The following is a 17,144-nucleotide window of genomic DNA, read 5'->3' as shown; positions in this document are numbered from 1 at the left end:
TTGACCTGCAGAGTGCTGTTAACGACGACCTTCAGCGATAGCGGTAACGGCTTGTAACTCAGCGGCTTCCTGCTCTTGCTGTTCCTGACGATCACGGACATCCAGAATCTGGTTGGTGATCAGGCCTTCTTCGATTTCGCGCAGGGCGATAACGGTGGCTTTATCGTTCTCTTCCGGAACCAGCGGATCTTTGCCGCCTACCTGCATCTGACGTGCACGACGTGCAGCGACCAACACCAGGTCAAAACGGTTACCAACTTTCTCTACTGCGTCCTGAACGGTTACGCGTGCCATAGGTGTGCTACTCCACAGATGATGAAGAAATGACTGGGCATAATACTGAAAGTGACTTCAGACTGCCAATAGTTTGCTGATTAAAGCATCATGTCGCGCTTTCTGGCGACCCATACGCAGACGTTCTGCGCGAATAATGGTTTTCAGATCCGACAGCGCCAGATCGAAATCATCATTAACAATCAAATAATCGTATTCGGCATAGTGGCTCATTTCTGCCACTGCCTGCGCCATGCGGCGGGCGATCACCTCTTCGCTGTCCTGACCGCGGCCGCGCAGGCGGCGATCCAGCTCTTCGGTGGACGGCGGCAGAACAAAGATGCTGCGGGCGGCCGGCATTCTCTGGCGAATCTGCTGTGCGCCCTGCCAGTCAATGTCGAGAAACACGTCAACGCCGGTCGCCAGCACCTGCTCAATCGCCGCGCGTGAGGTGCCGTAATAATTGCCAAACACTTCCGCATGCTCAAGGAAAGCATCCTCGGCGATCATGCGTTCGAATTCAGGCTTTGAGACGAAAAAGTAGTGTTCACCATGCGCTTCGCCGGGGCGCACGCCGCGGGTGGTATGAGAAACAGACACCTGCGTATCGTACAGCGGTTGTGTCTTTAACAGCGCCTGAATCAGGCTGGATTTACCTGCGCCGCTGGGGGCGGAAACAATATAGAGCGTGCCTTGAGCCATGGTTATCTTGAATTGAGTAAAGAGCGGAGTCGATTTCCTGCACAGTATACACGGCTTAAGCGCAGCACGCAGCGTTTGCCGCCCGCACGCGGCAATTCTTTTTCTGTGCGCGCCCTCCAGCGGCAGCGCAACTTTCTGCAATTCGCACAAAAATCCGTCAGCCTCGCTCCACAATCGGCTTTTTAACGCTGGTGTCACTCACCGCGGCACGCTGCAATCAGCAAAAAAGGAGGCGACGATGAAAGGATGGAGATGGCTGGGTGCGATGTTGCTGGCGGGATGTGCGAATGGGATGGCGGTTTGTCCCAACTGGTCACCGGTGCGCGCTGAACAGGAGATGGGCGTGCTGCACAACCAGCTGCGCCACTGGGATGATGCCTACTACCGTCAGGGGCAAAGCCCGGTAAGCGATGCCGATTACGACAGCCTGCAGCAGCGCTTACAGCAGTGGCAGCGCTGCTTCACGCCGGCGTTGCCCGGCTATGCAGCACAGCTCAGCACCGACGGCAGCACGCTGCACCCGGTGGCGCATACCGGCGTACGCAAGCTGCGTGACAAGCTGGCGGTGGCCTACTGGATGCAGGATAAACCGGCGCTGTGGGTGCAGCCAAAAGTCGATGGCGTGGCGGTGACGCTGATGTATCGCCACGGCGAACTGGCTGGCCTGATCAGCCGGGGCGACGGACTGCGCGGTGAACAGTGGCTGGCGAAAGCGCCGCACATTGCGGCGATCCCGCAGCATATCACGACCGACCGTGAGGAAGTGGTATTGCAGGGTGAGCTGTTCCTGACGATGACCGATCACCAGCAGGTGCGCGATGGCGGTCAGAATGCGCGCGCCCAGGTGGCGGGCGCCATGATGCGGCGCGAAGCCAGTCCGCTGCTATCGCGCATTGGCGTGTTTATCTGGGCATGGCCGGATGGGCCGCCGATGATGCAGGCGCGGCTGGCACAGCTTACGCAGTGGGGCTTTGCCCTGACGCAGCAGTGGAGCCGCCAGGTCAGTAATGAAGAGGAGGTCGCGGCCTGGCGTGAGCGCTGGTATCGCCAGCCGCTGCCTTTTGTCACCGATGGGGTAGTGATTCATCAGTCACCGCAGCGCGTCGGGCGCGACTGGCAGCCCGGGCAGGGCAGCTGGTCGGCCGCGTGGAAATATCAGCCTGCCGAAGTCAGCAGCGAGGTGCTGTCGGTGGATTTCAACGTCGGACGCACCGGCAAAATTGCCGTGGTGCTGAATCTGCAGCCGGTGCAGCTGGAGGATAAAACCGTCCGGCGGGTTAACCTGGGCTCGCTGCGTCGCTGGAAGCAGTGGGATGTGATCGCCGGCGATCAGGTCACGCTGTCGCTGGCCGGGCTGGGGATCCCGCGGCTGGAACGGGTGATCTGGCGCGTGGCGCAGCGCGACTATCCGCCGCCGCCGCAGGACGACGCATTCAATCCACTGAGCTGCCTGCACTTCAGCCCAGGGTGCCGCGCGCAGTTTCTGTCGCGCCTCAGCTGGCTGAGTCACAAGTCAGTGCTGGATATTGCTGGCATGCAGCGCAGTAGCTGGCAGCGCCTGCTGGACGGCGGCAGCGTCAGCCACCTGTTCTCCTGGCTGACGCTCACGCCAGAGCAGATTGCGCAGGCGCAGGGCATCTCCACCGTACGCGCCCGGCAGATCTGGCATCGTTTTAACCTGACGCGCCAGCAGCCGCTGCGCCGCTGGATCAGCGCGCTGGGCTTACCGCTGCCGCGCACGGCGCTACAGGCGTTGCCCGATACGCAGTGGTCGCAGTTGCTGGCGCGTTCAGCCGACAGCTGGCAGCAGCTGCCGGGTATCGGCAGCGTACTGGCACAGCGGCTGGTGACGATGCTGCAGGATGCGCGCCTGCAGTCGCTGATTCACTTTCTGCAGCAGCAGAATATCCCGGCGCAGCCGTCAGTGCTCGGGGTGGGGGTAGTTGAAAATCGGCAGACCGAGGCGGAAGCGCAGCGCCAGCAGGCGGGCGAAGAAGCCGAACAGTAGCGTGATGATCACCACCACTTCATGCGCCAGCGGTGTTTTCAGCAGCAGGATATACATCCAGCCGGAGGCAAAAGCGATGCCGGCGTACAGCTCTTTCTGGAACACCAGCGGAATGCGGTTGCAGAACATATCGCGCAGCACGCCGCCAAAAACGCCAGTTATGACTGCGGCGATGGCGGCGATGATCGCCGCATGGCCGGAATCCAGCGCAACCTGTGCGCCGATAATCGAGAACACCACCAGACCCAGCGCATCCAGCACCAGAAACACTTTACGCAGATGATTCATCAGCGGCGCGACAAAGGTTGTGACCACGGCCGCCGCCGCGACGATCATGATGTATTCCGGGTGTTTCACCCAGCCGAGCGGATAGTGGCCCAGCAGAATATCGCGCACCGAGCCGCCGCCAATCGCCGTGACCGACGCAATAATAATGACGCCAAACAGGTCCATTTTGCGTCGGCCTGCCGCCAGCGCACCGGTCATTGCTTCGGCGGTAATACCAATGATGTACAGGACGGTTAATAACATAGAGCACTCCAGTAAACTGGCGGCAAGGCTAAAGATTTCCCAGAGTGTAGACCACTGAGATTTTCTAAAAAAATGTTTTCGGATTAGCCATGCTGATGGCGAGCCTGCTGATGGGCTTGTTACAGAGGAACTGCGGTTGTCAGCCGGTGTTTTCGCATCAATAAAAATGATGCGAGACGGCGGATCGACCCTGATTTAAGTTTCGCCGATGATGTGTCGCACCTGATTAATGCCTGCTCATTCAGGCTCATCATTTACGGGCGCGACGTGCAGCAACTCTGGACAGGCATGAAAAAACACAGCGAAGACATCCTCTATTACTCCTCCGATAAGCTGGCGGCACTCGGGCTGGAAAGCCTGCTATCAGCGTTACCGGTGGGCTGCCGGGTGCATGAACTCTGGTCGCTCAGTACCGTCATCTCGCAGTGTGAAAGAGTGCGGCCGCGGTTACTGGTGTTTATTTTTCACGAGAATATGCCGCTGGCTGGCACCTTCAAAGTGCTGTATGCGCTGCAGCAGCAGTTTCCGGCCATGCAGATGCTGGTGCTGACCCGACGTCTGTTGCCGATGATGCACGCTCTCAGTCGTTATCTGCCCGGACTCAGCGTCCTCGATTTAAAGTCCTCACACACCGCGCTGCGTCGTTGCCTGCTGGCCTGTATCGCCGGCGGGATACCGCAGTTGCAGGAGGGGGCTGACATTCTGCTACCGGACCGGCAGCTACGGGTGCTGCTGATGATGGCGTGGGGCTACAACACGGAGCAGATTGGTAACCGGCTCGGTATCAGCCATAAAACGGTGAATGCACACAAGCTAAATGCGCTTACCCGCCTGCAGGTGAAAAGCAAAAACGATATGGCCGATCTGTTTATGGTGATTGACGAGCTGCGCATGCTGGTGGGATGGCTGCGCCTGCACCGCAATGGCAAGCTGAGCGAGCTGGCTTATCATTCGCTGGAAGAGTTACTGGAAGCATAAAAAGAAAAAAGCGTGCTGGTAACCAGCACGCGAACGCATCTTGCAGATGCCCAGAGCCCACCATACAGACTTGTTGTTATTATCCGTTTCTTGCTCGCACTGCGGCGAAAGCTTTCAGGCTAAAACGGTACTCCGGCTGGAACCAGGGACGTCCGTAGTAGCAGTAGATCAGCATTCTGATGGAAACCATCGCCAGGTAACCCCAGATGGCGCACAGCACTGACGGCGTCAGCCACACGGTAAACAGCGTGACCGCCAGCCCTGCCAGCACGGAAGACGTTTCCGTAAAGGCAATGCGCGTAAATTGTTTTTCCCGTTGCAGGATGGCGCGATAGTGCTGCCCCTGCGGAATAATAATAAAGATGACGGAAATCATCTCCAGCATAATTGCCAGTTCCGGCTGTCCCATTACTCGGCTGTAAATATCACTGCCGATAAACAGCACGGCAAAAATAAATAAACCGCTTAATACATTACCCCAGTAAAGCGTCGAGAGTTCGCTGTTATTTAAACTTTGATAGCGAATAAGTGCGTTACCGAAGCCGCGATCGGCTAGTGTATCAATCACTAATAATATCACTACGGCAATCGCGAGCAAATTGAGCTCATTTGCCTGCAGGATTTGCGCCAGCAGTGAAAGCTGTAATACCCCAATGCCAACGATTTTTATGGATGACAACACTGACCATTTGGCGCTGGCCAGATTTCTTTCGCGTATCGCCATACTCTGCTCATTATGGTACATGTACCAGTGCAATTAAGGGTTCACCCGGGCGGCGGCCCAGAGTACAGATCACATCAATGCAGCGCTTCCTGTCGCAGTCCTGAGATACCTTTCAGTACCGGCCACGTCGCGATGCTGTTAATTAAGTGATGCTCTGATAATAAAATGATGCCCCTGGCGCGTAATTGTTGTGGCGTCTGCGCGGTATCTCCTCCGGTCAGGAGGAAATCCGCGAGATCGTTATAAAATCCTTTTGCATTATTATATTTCCCGGCCAGTATCCGTCTGGCAATCTCAACAAATTCTTTTTCAGATAACAAAGGATAGGTTAAGCGATCCATGTTATGTCCCTGCTGTTTTTATTATTAAGTACTGCTGTGTGTGAAGGAGTTATACCGTGTTTTATTTAAATTAACACCATAAGAAAACTCCTATAAATCGACTGCAGGAATAAATGGTTTCAGAATATGGATGTGAATATATAAATTCTGATCTTTACAATTTATTAGTTTTTTTCCACCTTTAATGGCGCTGCAAAGTTGAACAAGTCAGCGCACAGGAAAAAACAGAGATAAATCAGAAGCACTCAGCTCTCGCCAGTCCGGCACGACCAGGAATTTTCCCGGTTACGACGCTTTAGCCAGACTGGTGAATGGTGCGAAAATGCGCTTTGCGCGCGGTGAAACAGTTAAACACCGCTGCGCGAAAAAAATGCCGCTTTTTCGCGATTGCGTCCAGCGCAGTATAAAGGGCGGCTGGTGGGATAATGCATTGATTCTAATGGGTTAACAGATGCAGGAGACGCTCGAGATCGCGTTTTACCCAGGCAACATCCCCGGCGAACTTCTCATCAGACATCAGCGGCTGGCGATAAACCACCATGACGACTTCGGCCCCCTGCTCGTTGGCAATGACCCGCATCGGCATATAAATCTCTTTACCGCTGCCGGTGTCGATCCAGTGATCCATCACGCCAAACGGGTTATAGGGAGTAAAACGAATCTTCACTGTGCCTTCCGGGCCTTTCGCTTTCCAGTACTGGCCTTCCTGCGTCAGCGTGCTGCTGCTCAGGCCGCTGGCCCACTTTGCAAAACATTCGGGTTTCCAGATGGTTTCGTACAGATCTAACCAGTTACGGGGAATGGTGAGCGTCACTGTCTGAGATGGCAGCATGGAGCCTCCGCGGGGCAGGTAAACGACAAATTAAACCTGAAACATCGCCTGTCACCTTAACTGAAGGTCACCGGACTGCAAACGGCCCGGTGACGGAAGTGTGCTGCAACAGCGTTTTCTGTCAGATAAAACGGCCACGGCCCTGAATGTCATGCGGTTCGGCGCTGCCGTCGGCCTGACGCAGCACGAAGCGATCGGATTGCGCCACCACCGCACAGCTGTGATTAGGGAAGATGCGCAGCAGGGCGCCAACTGCAGGCGCATGTTCGCCATAGGTTAAAAAGCCGTGCTCTTCCGACAACTTCTGCACTTCATACTGATGGCCATGCTCGTCCACTGCGATGCCGAAACCGCTGGCATTGGTGCCGTGCGGGCCTTTATCCGAGCTCAGCATTTTGGATCCGGCATCAATGATGGCGTAATAAGGATTAACGGCCACCACGCGCGTCACGACCGTTAACGCCAGCGCATCCGCATCACACAAGCCCAGACGCCAGGCGGTGAGATCCAGCAGGGCATAATTGCCGGGACGAATTTCATCGCTGCCGGCGGCTACCGGTGCCGCCAGCGCCGTGGGCGTGGAGCCAACCGAGACGGGACAAGGGGCAAAACCGGCATCCAGCAGCCGCCGTTGCAGGTCACGCATCAGCGCGATCTCCTGCTGCGCCACCTCAGCTATCGCCGTGGCATGACCCGCAGCGTACGCATGACCCGCATGCGAGATCAGCCCGGCGAAGGGCAATCCGCTGGCGACAATCTGCTGCGCCAGCGTCAGCGCGCTATCGCTATGCGGATCGACGCCAACGCGATGCAGACCCACATCCACTTTAATGGCGATCGCCAGCGCGCAGTCCGGCTGCTGCTGATGGGCGGCGGCGATGGCGCTTACGCCCGCCGCGCAATCTGCGATGCAGGTAATGCGCGCCTGATGCTGTGCCGCCAGCTGCAGCAGTTCGGTCAGCGCGGCGGCGTGCACCACGGGATAGGCCAGCAGCACATCGCGTACCCCGCCGTGCACAAAAGCCACGCCTTCGCTCGGTTTCGACACGGTAATGCCGCGCGCACCCAGCTGTTGCTGCTGTTCAGCGATCCAGACGCTTTTATGAGTTTTGATGTGTGGACGCAGCGCGACGCCGGCGGCATCGGCTTTCTGTTGCATCAGTTGCAGGTTACGCTGCAGGCGCGCAGCATCAACTTCCAGGTAGGGCGTAAGCCGGTCGGCGTGCAGCGGTCGCAGCCAGCCTGCTGTCTCAGGGTGTTCCATTTTAATAGTCCGCAGGTTACGTCTTGGTGCGGACTATCATTCACGAGCGCCGGTTAGACGTAAAGTGAAGCTTCGCCTGGCGGACGGGTTTTAAAGCGGCGATGCAGCCACAGATATTGCTCAGGCGCGCGCAGAATTTCTTTCTCAATCACCCGATTCATGTACGCCGCGGCGGCCGCTTCATCATCATGCGGGTAGTTTTCCAGCTGCGGCTGAATGATCAGCTGATAGCCGTCTTTGCGCGCATTACGAATCAGCACGATGGTCAGCATCGCCGGTTTCGCCAGCCGCGACAGCACAAAGGTGCCATTGGTGGTGGCCGCTTTCTCGACCGCGAACAGTGGAGCAAACACGCTGCCTTTCGGGCCGTAGTCCTGATCCGGCGCGAACCAGACGGCTTCGCCCTGTTTCAGCGCCTGAACCATGCCGCGCAGATCGCGTCGATCAATCATTGCTTTATTGGATCGCATGCGCCCTTTGGTTTGCGCCCACTCCATCGCCTGATTATTGTGCGGGCGATACATGGCCATCATCGGCTGGCACAGTCCGGTGATACGGCCACCCAGCTCCAGCGACATAAAGTGCACGCCAATCACCATCACGCCGCGCTGCTGGCTCTGCGCATGCTGAAGATTGGCGATGCCGTGCACCTGAAAAAGTTGACGCACGCGCGCATCGGACCAGAACCAGGCGATGCCGGTTTCCGCCAGCGCCATGCCCAGCGACTCAAAATTGCCGGCAATCATCATCTCTTTCTCGGCTTCATTAATGTGCGGGAAGCAGAGTTCGATGTTACGCCGCGTGATGCGTTCGCGCCGCTTCAGGAAGTGGCGTGATAGCCGGCCCGCTGTCGCACCCAGCCGGATTAATAAAGGATAGGGGAGCTGCACCAGCAGCCAGAGCACTGCCAGCCCGAACCAGGTAAACCAGTAGCGGGGATGCAAAAGTTTGGAACAGAACTGCCCGGTTTTCTTCATAGCGCCTTCATGTCAGGAGTGAATGTAACGCGCGAAGAAGTCGGTCCATGGTTCCCGGTGCGGTACAACTGTAGTTATTACGACCGGCACTTTAGCAAATAGTGCCGTATAAGATATGTAAACTCTGCAATCTTCAGGATTCAGATGATTGATGGATCGTGCACTAACTGGCGTGAGAATGAAATCGGATTGGGTTTAAACTGCTTAAAAACAATAGGTTGGTGGATTGGCTGGCCAGATTTATATGTCATTTTCGGTCAGTAACAGACACAGTTGTTCATCATTCAGGCAATAATCCTTACATTGCGAAAATTAAATATTGGTCTACCACTGCAACTGGTAGCTTCTGCAAGCCAGTTCCAGACACAGTAATGTCCATTTGACGCTAAAAAAGCCATGCTCAGACACTATTGTGTCTATATGGAAGCGTTATAGCTCAATCAGGCTTACCCTATGGCTACGGTGTGCAGCAAAATCTCACCGCATACCTGCGGCAGGCCGTAAAACCGTGCGATCCAGCAACCAGGCGCTATACAAACCGGCGTAATGGCTGCTGTTAGCAAGGAAAGATAAAGCCCTGAGCAGGGCTTTACAGAGATAAGCGTTACTCGATGTTGAATCTGAATGTTGAGTGAGTGCTTATGTTTATTGATTTTATTATATTTTTATTAATCTTTCTTTTCGTTAAGTACACACATGAATACACGATAAATAAAAGTGTCCAATGAGTTGGGGCGAAATTGTCCATCAGTTCTTGTTAAGATCGGTTCAGTAAGATGAGCTAACAAGTGCAGGTTGCTGGCATTTACACTTCGCAACTTTAAGGGAAGGTTCGATAAGGCCGCCTTCTTCCCATTCGGTATGAAAATGTTGGAAAGAGCCTCCACTTTGCCAATGTGAGACGTTCCAAATATACGGTCGCGGAAAGTGATAACATCTTGAGCACTGACCTAGATCATCGGTTTGTCAGCGCCTCTACAGTATGACCATGAGGTTGCATAATCATATCGAACTCTGCATCCAGTTTAGCATTCTTATATGCCTCGAACTAAGCCTTATTGATAACCACTGCTGAGCTACTGTATTGGTGGGGGATTTCAATCGGTTCCCTCTGAGTGGTTGTATCCAATGCTTCTGAGATGTTGGTACGTGTCTGAGTTGAAGTGTATGTATACATACCATATCTCCTGCGATGTACATTTTGATTTAAATAGAAAAATCAATACTAATTGTATGGTTAAAAAATTAATTGACATGTCGGTTTGGTGATTACTTTTGTTTGTTCACTTGACAAAATAAAAAAAACGCAAGATTATTGTCATGTATTTCACCAAATCCCCATTAAGGGCTACGTAACTCTACGCATGAGGTCTTTTTTGCAATGAAGCAACCGTGGGAGCTAAACCCAGCTCTAACAATAGAGCGACTTAAACTACTTGCATCCCTGATTCGAAATGTCAGGGATGATGTGATTGATTTACATAATGAAGAACTCGGTGATTCTGCTCGTTCAACTGGGTTGAGAGCCTATGAATGTTGCCGAACGAGGATAATTCGGGCCGCAACTCAACATGAAGAGTGGCCCTGGCTTGGCATAGTGAAAGACGATGGAAAATTTACCTTTTCTATCGATTCAGTGCCAGTGCGTTTGTATCGGGGAGGTCCTAATCGTCCGGAAGAACGCAGGCTGATACCTTGCGTAGAAGCGCTGAGTCAGATGAGTTTATTGCCTGTTGAAGTAGGCGACGCTGTATCTGTCATTTGGTTTTTTGCTGTTGAAGTTGATGATTTCCGCTATGTTGAGCGTGTAACCTTTACTGGCTTTTTAGAAGGCGTGCAGGTTTCATGCTGGGAAATTCCGCTGGATGAAAGAGTTCCTGCTTTCAGTTCCATTGATACCGAATTACCTGAGCCAGTCAAAACTCTGAAAGCATCAATCTCTGTCAAAAGGAAAGACAAAAAGGCCGAGAATGATGACCCGAATAATGGTTAGTAAGTTATGGCTATAGAATTTTATGGCGAGCGGCTTCGGCTCGCCCGTTTGTTAAAAGGGTACACACTACAAGAGCTGGGTGATGCAGTTTTTGTTACCCGGCAAAGTATACACCAGTACGAAAGTGACGTTCGGGCACCCGCTAATGATGTACGTAATGCACTGGCTGAGTTTCTTCAGGTATCCACTGACTTTTTTGGGATTCCTCTTTCTGGTGACGTCAAGCCAGAGCAATGCCATTTTCGTAAGAGACAAACAACACCTGCTGGTGTTAAAGAGCGGGTTCAGGCATACAGTACTATTCTTGAGCAGCTCGTTGCTGAGTTGCATGAACACCTAGATATGCCCGAGAACGGTTTTAATTTGATTGATAATAGTAAGATTGTAGAATTAACACCGCCATTGATAGAAAAGATTGCTGAGGGAGCCCGTATTCGTTGGGGGTTAACACCTGATGCCCCTATAGATAATATGGTTAATGTTGTTGAAAATCAGGGAGCAATTGTTACCTGTTTTGATGGCGTGTCTGAAAAAGTCGATGCTTTATCTGTTAATAGAAAATTTCCTATAATAATTCGCAATACTGCGAAGGAAAGTGCATGTCGAATGCGTTTTGATTTGGCCCATGAATGTGGTCATTTAATAATGCATGATGGTATTGAGACTGGGTGTAAACAGACAGAGAGAGAGGCTGACGCCTTTGCTAGTGCTTTCTTATTTCCTCGCAAGTCTTTTGCCAGAGAATTTCCGTCTTGCTTAGGTATTGGCGGAATGATTGACTGGAAGAAAGTGTATGCTTTAAAAACCAGATGGAAAGTTAGTGCTAAAGCAATTATTTATAGAGCACATTTCCTGGGTTTTATTAACGCTCAGCAATATAGAAGTGCTAATGTCTGGTTCAGCCAAACAAGACAAACAAAAAAAGAAAAACTGGACGATAAAATTCCTTTAGAGGAACCTCATGTTCTTGAGGAAAGTTTGGCAATTTTGAAAGAGCATCTGGGTATATCTTTCGATATGTTAGCTGAAAAGATTAAGGTTAGACCTGAATTATTAGCAGATATATCAGGCATTAAATATATACCTGCTATTGATGATGGTTATGACGAAATTGTTGTTCCTTTTAAATTTTGACTAAAATATATAAGGCCCTTCGTAACGAAGGGCCTTAGGGGTTATTTATTGAAATAACACTTTAATTTTGTTTCAGTCATTTCAATGATCGTTGAGTAAATTGAACCCAGGAAATTTCTCATGTCTATCGATAACTTTGATTTTTCCACACCTGGTTGAGCAATTGAAAACTCAAACTCCACATTTGAATATTTTAATGCTTTTCTTATAGTTTCCAGATCGTCAGGAGTTCCATGATAAAATCTCTTATTTTTCAAAATACCCATGCCATTACGTCTTTCCATGTGTTTAAGGAGTTCTTCTGGTTTCCATTTGTAACGTAGAGATACGACAGCTTGCCCACAAACTTCATAAAGATCTGATAATCTTGCTCCTGATGTTTCTTTTGAGTATTTGCAATGAATCATTTCAAATCTTATTAAATCGTCTTCGACGAATATTGCTACAATGTCAGATGATTCACCAGCATTGTCATCATTAAAAATAATCCGGGCACCATTTTTTTTAAGATGTATCATCATATATTCTTGAATAGAATTATTACGGATTTTATCACCTTTATATAATGATTCTACCGTGTAATTTACATCATCCCATTCCAGTGTTGTTATTCTTTCTGATGGAATTTGAACCTCAAATGACTCGCCATAGTTTGTGTGAATGCATCCAGAAATAGTGCACCCATCTAATAAAAACATCGTTGGGGGATTTTCCTCAAAAAACTGTTTTAATGATAGTGAATTGCTTTTTAAACCTTCAATGTAAATATCTGTCTCATCTAACCCTTCAATACTATGACCTCTCTCTCCTCCAAGTACTATTGAAAATGGAATCTTCTCATCTGAAATTATTATCTCAAAGAACGCATGGTTATTATTATGTGATATGTTTTTTAAAGCACATTCTGCTAATAATATAGATTCCTTCTGAGGTCGTTCTATCGTGATTTTATGAATTCTCTCATATAAATCTTCGGACCAGTCTGTTGCTAGAATGATTATGTTTTCAGGATATGATAATAATTGTGTTTTCTGAGCAGAGTCTTCTAATAATTTATTGGCATCAATACTCTCATCTGTAATTAAATTACCGATTTCTAAACACCAAGATTTCCACTCTTTCAAATCGCCTACACGGGCGGGACTCCATATTTTTCCTTTAACAGATGCTCCGACACTAACGGGAAATCCATCTCGGAAACCGATACCTACGAAATCTGATTTTTGACAGCGTTGGCCATCTTTCCATTTTGTTAATTCAGTTGTTACATCTGCCCCACTTAAACGGGAGTAGCGGTGAAGATGATTAGCTGGTTTGAAAATCCCAGCATGAATTATACTAAGGCGCTTGATATTATCAAAAGATCTAAAAACGCAGTCGCCTCTTAACTGAGTAGGTTTATCTTCCGTTATCTTTTCAACTAAAAAATTAATATCTAATTTTTTCTCGGAATAGCCAATATAAAGAAGATTCATAGATATATTATAATGCATAACAATGAGGTCCCACGTCTGGTCACGCATTTTGTCTGTTCTGGCCCATTTCACCTTCTCTCTCTTTTGTGTAGTGAAATAAAAGACATTTTCTTCTTTATTAATAAATGGTTGTGATAGGGAATATTTATTTAAATTAAATGCGTTCTTGAAATTTTTCCATTCTGCTTTTTTGCATTTAAAACATACAGTACTTAGTGCAGGATAAACAAGTTTAGGATTTAGGTCTATATTTGGAGAATCAAAACCAGAAAAAGGTTTACATCCTTGGAGAAAACTAAGTAATGTTTCTGCTTCATTTTTCTTTGCATCAGCTATTTCGCTAATAACTTCTTCCCAACCGGAACCTTCTTGGAATAAATTTTCTAATTCAATGGATATTTTTTCATCAGCATAATTCACAACAAATGAAGCATCACCCAGTCCCTCTTGAGTCCTAGTAAATCGGCCGATGAATTGTAACAAAACCGCTAATGATTTGTGTAGTCCATGCACAGCTGCAATTTTAAAATCAGGATAGTCAAAACCTTCTTTTAGCATGTCAACGCATACGATTATGTCGTATGCCCCATTTTTAATGTCGCTAATCAGATTTCTTCTATTCTTGACTCCTGTGTATACAATCGCTATTCGTTCATTTGGGAATAATTCTTTGTACATGTCAAAAAGTTCAATAGCATGCTTTTTATTATCAGCGCGAACCATCATCTTATGTCTTATCCATCCGTTTTTCCTGTCTGTAATTAACCTCGACATGGCCGCATTTGCTATAGCTAAATCTTTCTTTCTGGGATGGCGTTCATCCACAGCAACTAATGATATCTTGGAGAAACAATTATCTTTTAATGCGTGAGATAAAGGATAGTTATATACGATCTTTCCTTCAATTGGTTTCTTATCATTTCTATAGGGCGTTGCGGTGAATTGTACAATTTTAGATTTTGAAAAAAGTTTTTTTATTATATCCCACTCTGATGCCTGTATATGATGTGCTTCATCAAAGTAAACATGTGTGAATATATCTGATATTGTTTTTTGTAATGTCGGAGATGCCCTTGCTATAAGCGCAGGAGTTGTTATAACAACATCAGATTCATGGAGTAATCCTATGCTTTCCTCAGAAAAAGCTAGACCTTCCTTTAGCATTAATACTGTTGGGTTTGGAGTGGGGTTCGGTATTACTCCTAATTCTCTTAATATCCCCCAGGAAGAAAACTTATCTGCGATTTGATATTTAAGATCTATTGAAGGGACAATTACTAGTGTATGTGTCGCTTTGTCAGCAAGAGATGCTAAAAGCATTGTCTCTGTTTTACCTGTGCCTGTCGGTAGAACAACTGTGCAAGTTTCTGACGACAATGACCAATGAGATAGTAATGCATAAATAGCACCAATTTGTGCAGGTCTAAGAGATTTATTTGATTCCCCTTTACCGTTTATTTTTACGTTATCAAAGAATGATGTTTTATTATCAGATAATCTTTTTATGTCGCCACGTATATGATAAGTGCTGCCTTTCAATTCAGCAAGAAATGATACCCCAATGTTAGAGTTGCTGAGCGAGTATATATTATCTTTTATGTGACTTTTATCAAAGAGCCAGTCTCCAGCCTTGAAGGCAAGATTTGATAACGTTCCTATTTGATAATTTTTCTTTGTAAAGTAAATCGACTTATCAAATGAAATTATTTCTTGAGTAATAATTTTGTTTACTTCATCAGATTTAGTATTCAATGTGATATCCTTATTTTTAATAAGAAACGGAACGTTGTCGTTAAAAAACATAAGTCACAAGGTTGTACGAATTATACACAATCTTGAAGGGTAGATCGATTAAAGTATTTTGTGATCTGGTTCTCTTTTTAAGTTTTAATTCAAAATGCTTATTACTTTTACCATTCTTAGTGAGAATGGTAATTATTCTAGGCATATACCTCATTTTTCAGCACAATGCGCAGATACGGGTGTTTCCAGCCATTTTCGGATAATTTGCTCATACTGACAAAACCATCGTGTTCCAGTGCGCATACTCCGTTGTTGCTGGCAACATAATCATAGACAGCACTGCTTTCCAGCCCCTGCAACATATGGGCGAGCAATTTCCGGCGCATCTGCATAGGCTGCCATTTTTTCTCCTTCCGGACATTCTTCCATGTACAGTTAAAATTCTGCCCCACGGCATTTCTGACACAAAGCCCATATCGATTGGTCTTACCGGATGACAGATAATCATCAATAAGTCGCTTGAGGTCTCTCCTGAGTGGTTTCACCAGCTTTTTCCAGCGTTTTAATACATTGCTGGCCTCAGCAACTCCCAGTTGTTTGTTCAGACGCTTTCTGATCACACTTTTTGATGACAGACTGACAAAAGCTGCGCTGAAAATAGTCGAAAAACGAAAGCATTTAACGTCATCTTCACTAACATCTAATTCTTTCATGATATAGCTGGTTTCAAGGCGTTTCAGGTTTTTGGGTGACACGCCGATGCGCTTAAGCTCCTGCCGCAGAAGCTCCAGTTGACAGCTTTTTATATCATAGTTATATCCCCGCGCCAGACATGCCCATTTCATGCCTTTTGGCAGATACTGAAATCCCTTACCTACCTCGAACGAACGCCCACCCAGACGGGCGGTTTTGTAGGACTGACGATAGGCCACAATCAACGGACTCGTACTGATGATTTTCACCCCCACATCGCAGAGATGGCTGATAAAACTGTGGTAGTACATCATATTCACAGGAGTGGGATGTGCATTGCAGTAATCCCTCAGTGCATCAAGATTGATATGCAGGTAATCAAGCTGCCCGTAGACCTGCGTGACCCGCTCCCTGAATGCTGTGTCAGGGATTTTACGCTTTGACACCTGATGGCAAACCACGGGCTTCTTGATGGAGGCCTGCGCAATCATCTCCTCCAGTGTCAGCGGCCTCTGCCGTTTCCCGTAAAGGTCAGTCAGATAGCTGTAGCGATCCTTACGTCGCAGATATGCCTTGCGGTCTCCCGGGAACAACGCTTTCAACAACTGCTTTGATAGCGCAAATTCACGGCATTTATGTTTGCTGGGATCATGACCGATAATTTTGATAAGCCCCGCTGCTTCCAGCTTTTCCAGTGCCCTCCCAAAAGGAAGCTCACGTGACTGTTTAAAAACTGCGGGAGCCTCTTTCTCGCCCAGAGAATATGGGAACGGAACAGAACAGCTCCATTCATCGTCACCTTCAAAAATAGCTTTTTTACGCGTATTCTTACTGGCGGTTGCACTGCATATAAGATGCTGTATAAAGATAGCTATAGATATGTAATAAGTAGGTTTGCATCTCCTGTCACAATTATTATCAAATGGAATGCTGAAAATAGATTTTCTGAAAATCCTGAGCGTCTTTTCTGTTACGAGAATATTATTCTTTGTGCAATAGGCTTTCATTTTATTGTGCTCCGCCAGTTATTTAAACGCTGTTTTACAACCAGCGTTTTTGCACAATGAATTACGACCGCGCATAAGAATCATATTTGCTAGCCCCACTTTTTTATGGGCTAAATTAAAAACACAGAATCAGCAATAATGCGCCTTATGGCAGGAAAGATATCCGCCGAGGAATGCCCGGAGTGAATTCGTGGGATCGGCTAATACTTGTATCCCCATACTATAGCCATACAACGCATATGGCCTGTGCGGAGGCTTGCCTCAGGCATCTGCCTGTCACCATCTCCATCTGATACTTTTTTTTTGGCTATGGCATGTAGCGACTTTCCTGCCATTCTGCCAGTGGATCAATATTTTTCCGTTTCATCGTTTTTTTGATTATCATCTGAACTAATACCTGACTGCATTCGGCTTCCTCTGTAATAGCCGTGTGAATAAATTGCCAGGTGGCATCTGTTGTACAGACTAA

Annotated in this window: 14 protein-coding genes and 1 pseudogene; 4 read left to right on the top strand and 11 right to left on the bottom strand. The window is 48.2% G+C overall.

Annotated features, from left to right (window positions below; genetic code table 11):
• Window positions 1-18: 18 nt before the first annotated feature.
• A complete protein-coding gene (gene rpoZ, locus C1N84_RS18670; protein ID WP_021314198.1) occupies window positions 19-294 on the bottom strand; it encodes a DNA-directed RNA polymerase subunit omega in 276 nt (91 codons plus the stop codon).
• Between the two features lie 57 nt (window positions 295-351).
• On the bottom strand, window positions 352-975 hold the full coding sequence (gene gmk / locus C1N84_RS18665) for a guanylate kinase (RefSeq protein ID WP_021507104.1): 624 nt from the start codon (window positions 973-975) through the stop codon (window positions 352-354).
• Between the two features lie 238 nt (window positions 976-1,213).
• Between gmk and ligB the strand changes: the two genes are divergently transcribed.
• Window positions 1,214-2,983 carry an NAD-dependent DNA ligase LigB gene (gene ligB / locus C1N84_RS18660; protein WP_349844102.1) on the top strand — a complete coding sequence of 590 codons (1,770 nt, stop codon included), beginning with the start codon at window positions 1,214-1,216 and terminating at the stop codon, window positions 2,981-2,983.
• Here the strand turns inward: ligB and C1N84_RS18655 are convergent.
• Complete coding sequence (locus tag C1N84_RS18655) at window positions 2,897-3,514, bottom strand: trimeric intracellular cation channel family protein (RefSeq protein WP_031279636.1); 618 nt, start codon at window positions 3,512-3,514, stop codon at window positions 2,897-2,899. The genes ligB and C1N84_RS18655 overlap by 87 nt on opposite strands.
• Before the next feature lie 288 nt (window positions 3,515-3,802).
• Here C1N84_RS18655 and C1N84_RS18650 point away from each other — a divergent pair, with 288 nt between their 5' ends.
• Window positions 3,803-4,492 carry a response regulator transcription factor gene (locus C1N84_RS18650; protein ID WP_058771006.1) on the top strand — a complete coding sequence of 230 codons (690 nt, stop codon included), beginning with the start codon at window positions 3,803-3,805 and terminating at the stop codon, window positions 4,490-4,492.
• Between the two features lie 79 nt (window positions 4,493-4,571).
• Here the strand turns inward: C1N84_RS18650 and C1N84_RS18645 are convergent, their stop codons facing one another.
• From C1N84_RS18645 to C1N84_RS18620, 6 genes and pseudogenes are all read right to left on the bottom strand, one after another.
• Window positions 4,572-5,216 carry an oligosaccharide flippase family protein gene (locus C1N84_RS18645; RefSeq protein ID WP_058771007.1) on the bottom strand — a complete coding sequence of 215 codons (645 nt, stop codon included), beginning with the start codon at window positions 5,214-5,216 and terminating at the stop codon, window positions 4,572-4,574.
• A gap of 74 nt (window positions 5,217-5,290) precedes the next feature.
• Window positions 5,291-5,557, bottom strand: a complete 267-nt coding sequence (locus C1N84_RS18640) for a hypothetical protein (protein WP_394541692.1) — start codon at window positions 5,555-5,557, stop codon at window positions 5,291-5,293.
• Window positions 5,558-5,993: 436 nt separating this feature from the next.
• A complete protein-coding gene (locus tag C1N84_RS18635) occupies window positions 5,994-6,389 on the bottom strand; it encodes a hypothetical protein (protein ID WP_021507099.1) in 396 nt (131 codons plus the stop codon).
• A gap of 121 nt (window positions 6,390-6,510) precedes the next feature.
• On the bottom strand, window positions 6,511-7,653 hold the full coding sequence (locus tag C1N84_RS18630) for an alanine racemase (RefSeq protein ID WP_264441819.1): 1,143 nt from the start codon (window positions 7,651-7,653) through the stop codon (window positions 6,511-6,513).
• 53 nt (window positions 7,654-7,706) lie between these two features.
• A complete protein-coding gene (gene lpxP / locus C1N84_RS18625; protein ID WP_058780491.1) occupies window positions 7,707-8,630 on the bottom strand; it encodes a kdo(2)-lipid IV(A) palmitoleoyltransferase in 924 nt (307 codons plus the stop codon).
• A gap of 955 nt (window positions 8,631-9,585) precedes the next feature.
• Window positions 9,586-9,807 (bottom strand): annotated as a pseudogene (locus tag C1N84_RS18620) (type II toxin-antitoxin system prevent-host-death family antitoxin).
• Window positions 9,808-10,011: 204 nt separating this feature from the next.
• On the opposite strand from C1N84_RS18620, the gene C1N84_RS18615 reads away from it, so the two are divergent.
• A complete protein-coding gene (locus tag C1N84_RS18615) occupies window positions 10,012-10,623 on the top strand; it encodes a hypothetical protein (RefSeq protein ID WP_223883566.1) in 612 nt (203 codons plus the stop codon).
• Between the two features lie 6 nt (window positions 10,624-10,629).
• Entirely contained in the window at window positions 10,630-11,757 is a 1,128-nt protein-coding gene (locus tag C1N84_RS18610) for a helix-turn-helix domain-containing protein (RefSeq protein WP_047372572.1), read from the top strand.
• Window positions 11,758-11,798: 41 nt separating this feature from the next.
• Here C1N84_RS18610 and C1N84_RS18605 read toward each other — a convergent pair whose 3' ends face one another.
• Both C1N84_RS18605 and C1N84_RS18600 read right to left on the bottom strand, forming a co-directional pair.
• Entirely contained in the window at window positions 11,799-14,984 is a 3,186-nt protein-coding gene (locus C1N84_RS18605; RefSeq protein WP_394541691.1) for a DEAD/DEAH box helicase, read from the bottom strand.
• A gap of 188 nt (window positions 14,985-15,172) precedes the next feature.
• A complete protein-coding gene (locus tag C1N84_RS18600; RefSeq protein WP_047372573.1) occupies window positions 15,173-16,675 on the bottom strand; it encodes a hypothetical protein in 1,503 nt (500 codons plus the stop codon).
• Between the last annotated feature and the right edge of the window lie 469 nt (window positions 16,676-17,144).

This window comes from Pantoea sp. SGAir0418, from assembly GCF_043529865.1.
Note: the sequence above shows the minus strand (reverse complement) of the source record. Positions and strands in the feature narration are given on the sequence as shown.

Bases quoted from the DNA above. Each gene is read 5' to 3' on its own strand.
- rpoZ (WP_021314198.1), bottom strand. From the start codon at position 294: ATGGCACGCGTAACCGTTCAGGACGCAGTAGAGAAAGTTGGTAACCGT.
- gmk (WP_021507104.1), bottom strand. From the start codon at position 975: ATGGCTCAAGGCACGCTCTATATTGTTTCCGCCCCCAGCGGCGCAGGT.
- ligB (WP_349844102.1), top strand. From the start codon at position 1,214: ATGAAAGGATGGAGATGGCTGGGTGCGATGTTGCTGGCGGGATGTGCG.
- C1N84_RS18655 (WP_031279636.1), bottom strand. From the start codon at position 3,514: ATGTTATTAACCGTCCTGTACATCATTGGTATTACCGCCGAAGCAATG.
- C1N84_RS18650 (WP_058771006.1), top strand. From the start codon at position 3,803: ATGAAAAAACACAGCGAAGACATCCTCTATTACTCCTCCGATAAGCTG.
- C1N84_RS18645 (WP_058771007.1), bottom strand. From the start codon at position 5,216: ATGGCGATACGCGAAAGAAATCTGGCCAGCGCCAAATGGTCAGTGTTG.
- C1N84_RS18640 (WP_394541692.1), bottom strand. From the start codon at position 5,557: ATGGATCGCTTAACCTATCCTTTGTTATCTGAAAAAGAATTTGTTGAG.
- C1N84_RS18635 (WP_021507099.1), bottom strand. From the start codon at position 6,389: ATGCTGCCATCTCAGACAGTGACGCTCACCATTCCCCGTAACTGGTTA.
- C1N84_RS18630 (WP_264441819.1), bottom strand. From the start codon at position 7,653: ATGGAACACCCTGAGACAGCAGGCTGGCTGCGACCGCTGCACGCCGAC.
- lpxP (WP_058780491.1), bottom strand. From the start codon at position 8,630: ATGAAGAAAACCGGGCAGTTCTGTTCCAAACTTTTGCATCCCCGCTAC.
- C1N84_RS18615 (WP_223883566.1), top strand. From the start codon at position 10,012: ATGAAGCAACCGTGGGAGCTAAACCCAGCTCTAACAATAGAGCGACTT.
- C1N84_RS18610 (WP_047372572.1), top strand. From the start codon at position 10,630: ATGGCTATAGAATTTTATGGCGAGCGGCTTCGGCTCGCCCGTTTGTTA.
- C1N84_RS18600 (WP_047372573.1), bottom strand. From the start codon at position 16,675: ATGAAAGCCTATTGCACAAAGAATAATATTCTCGTAACAGAAAAGACG.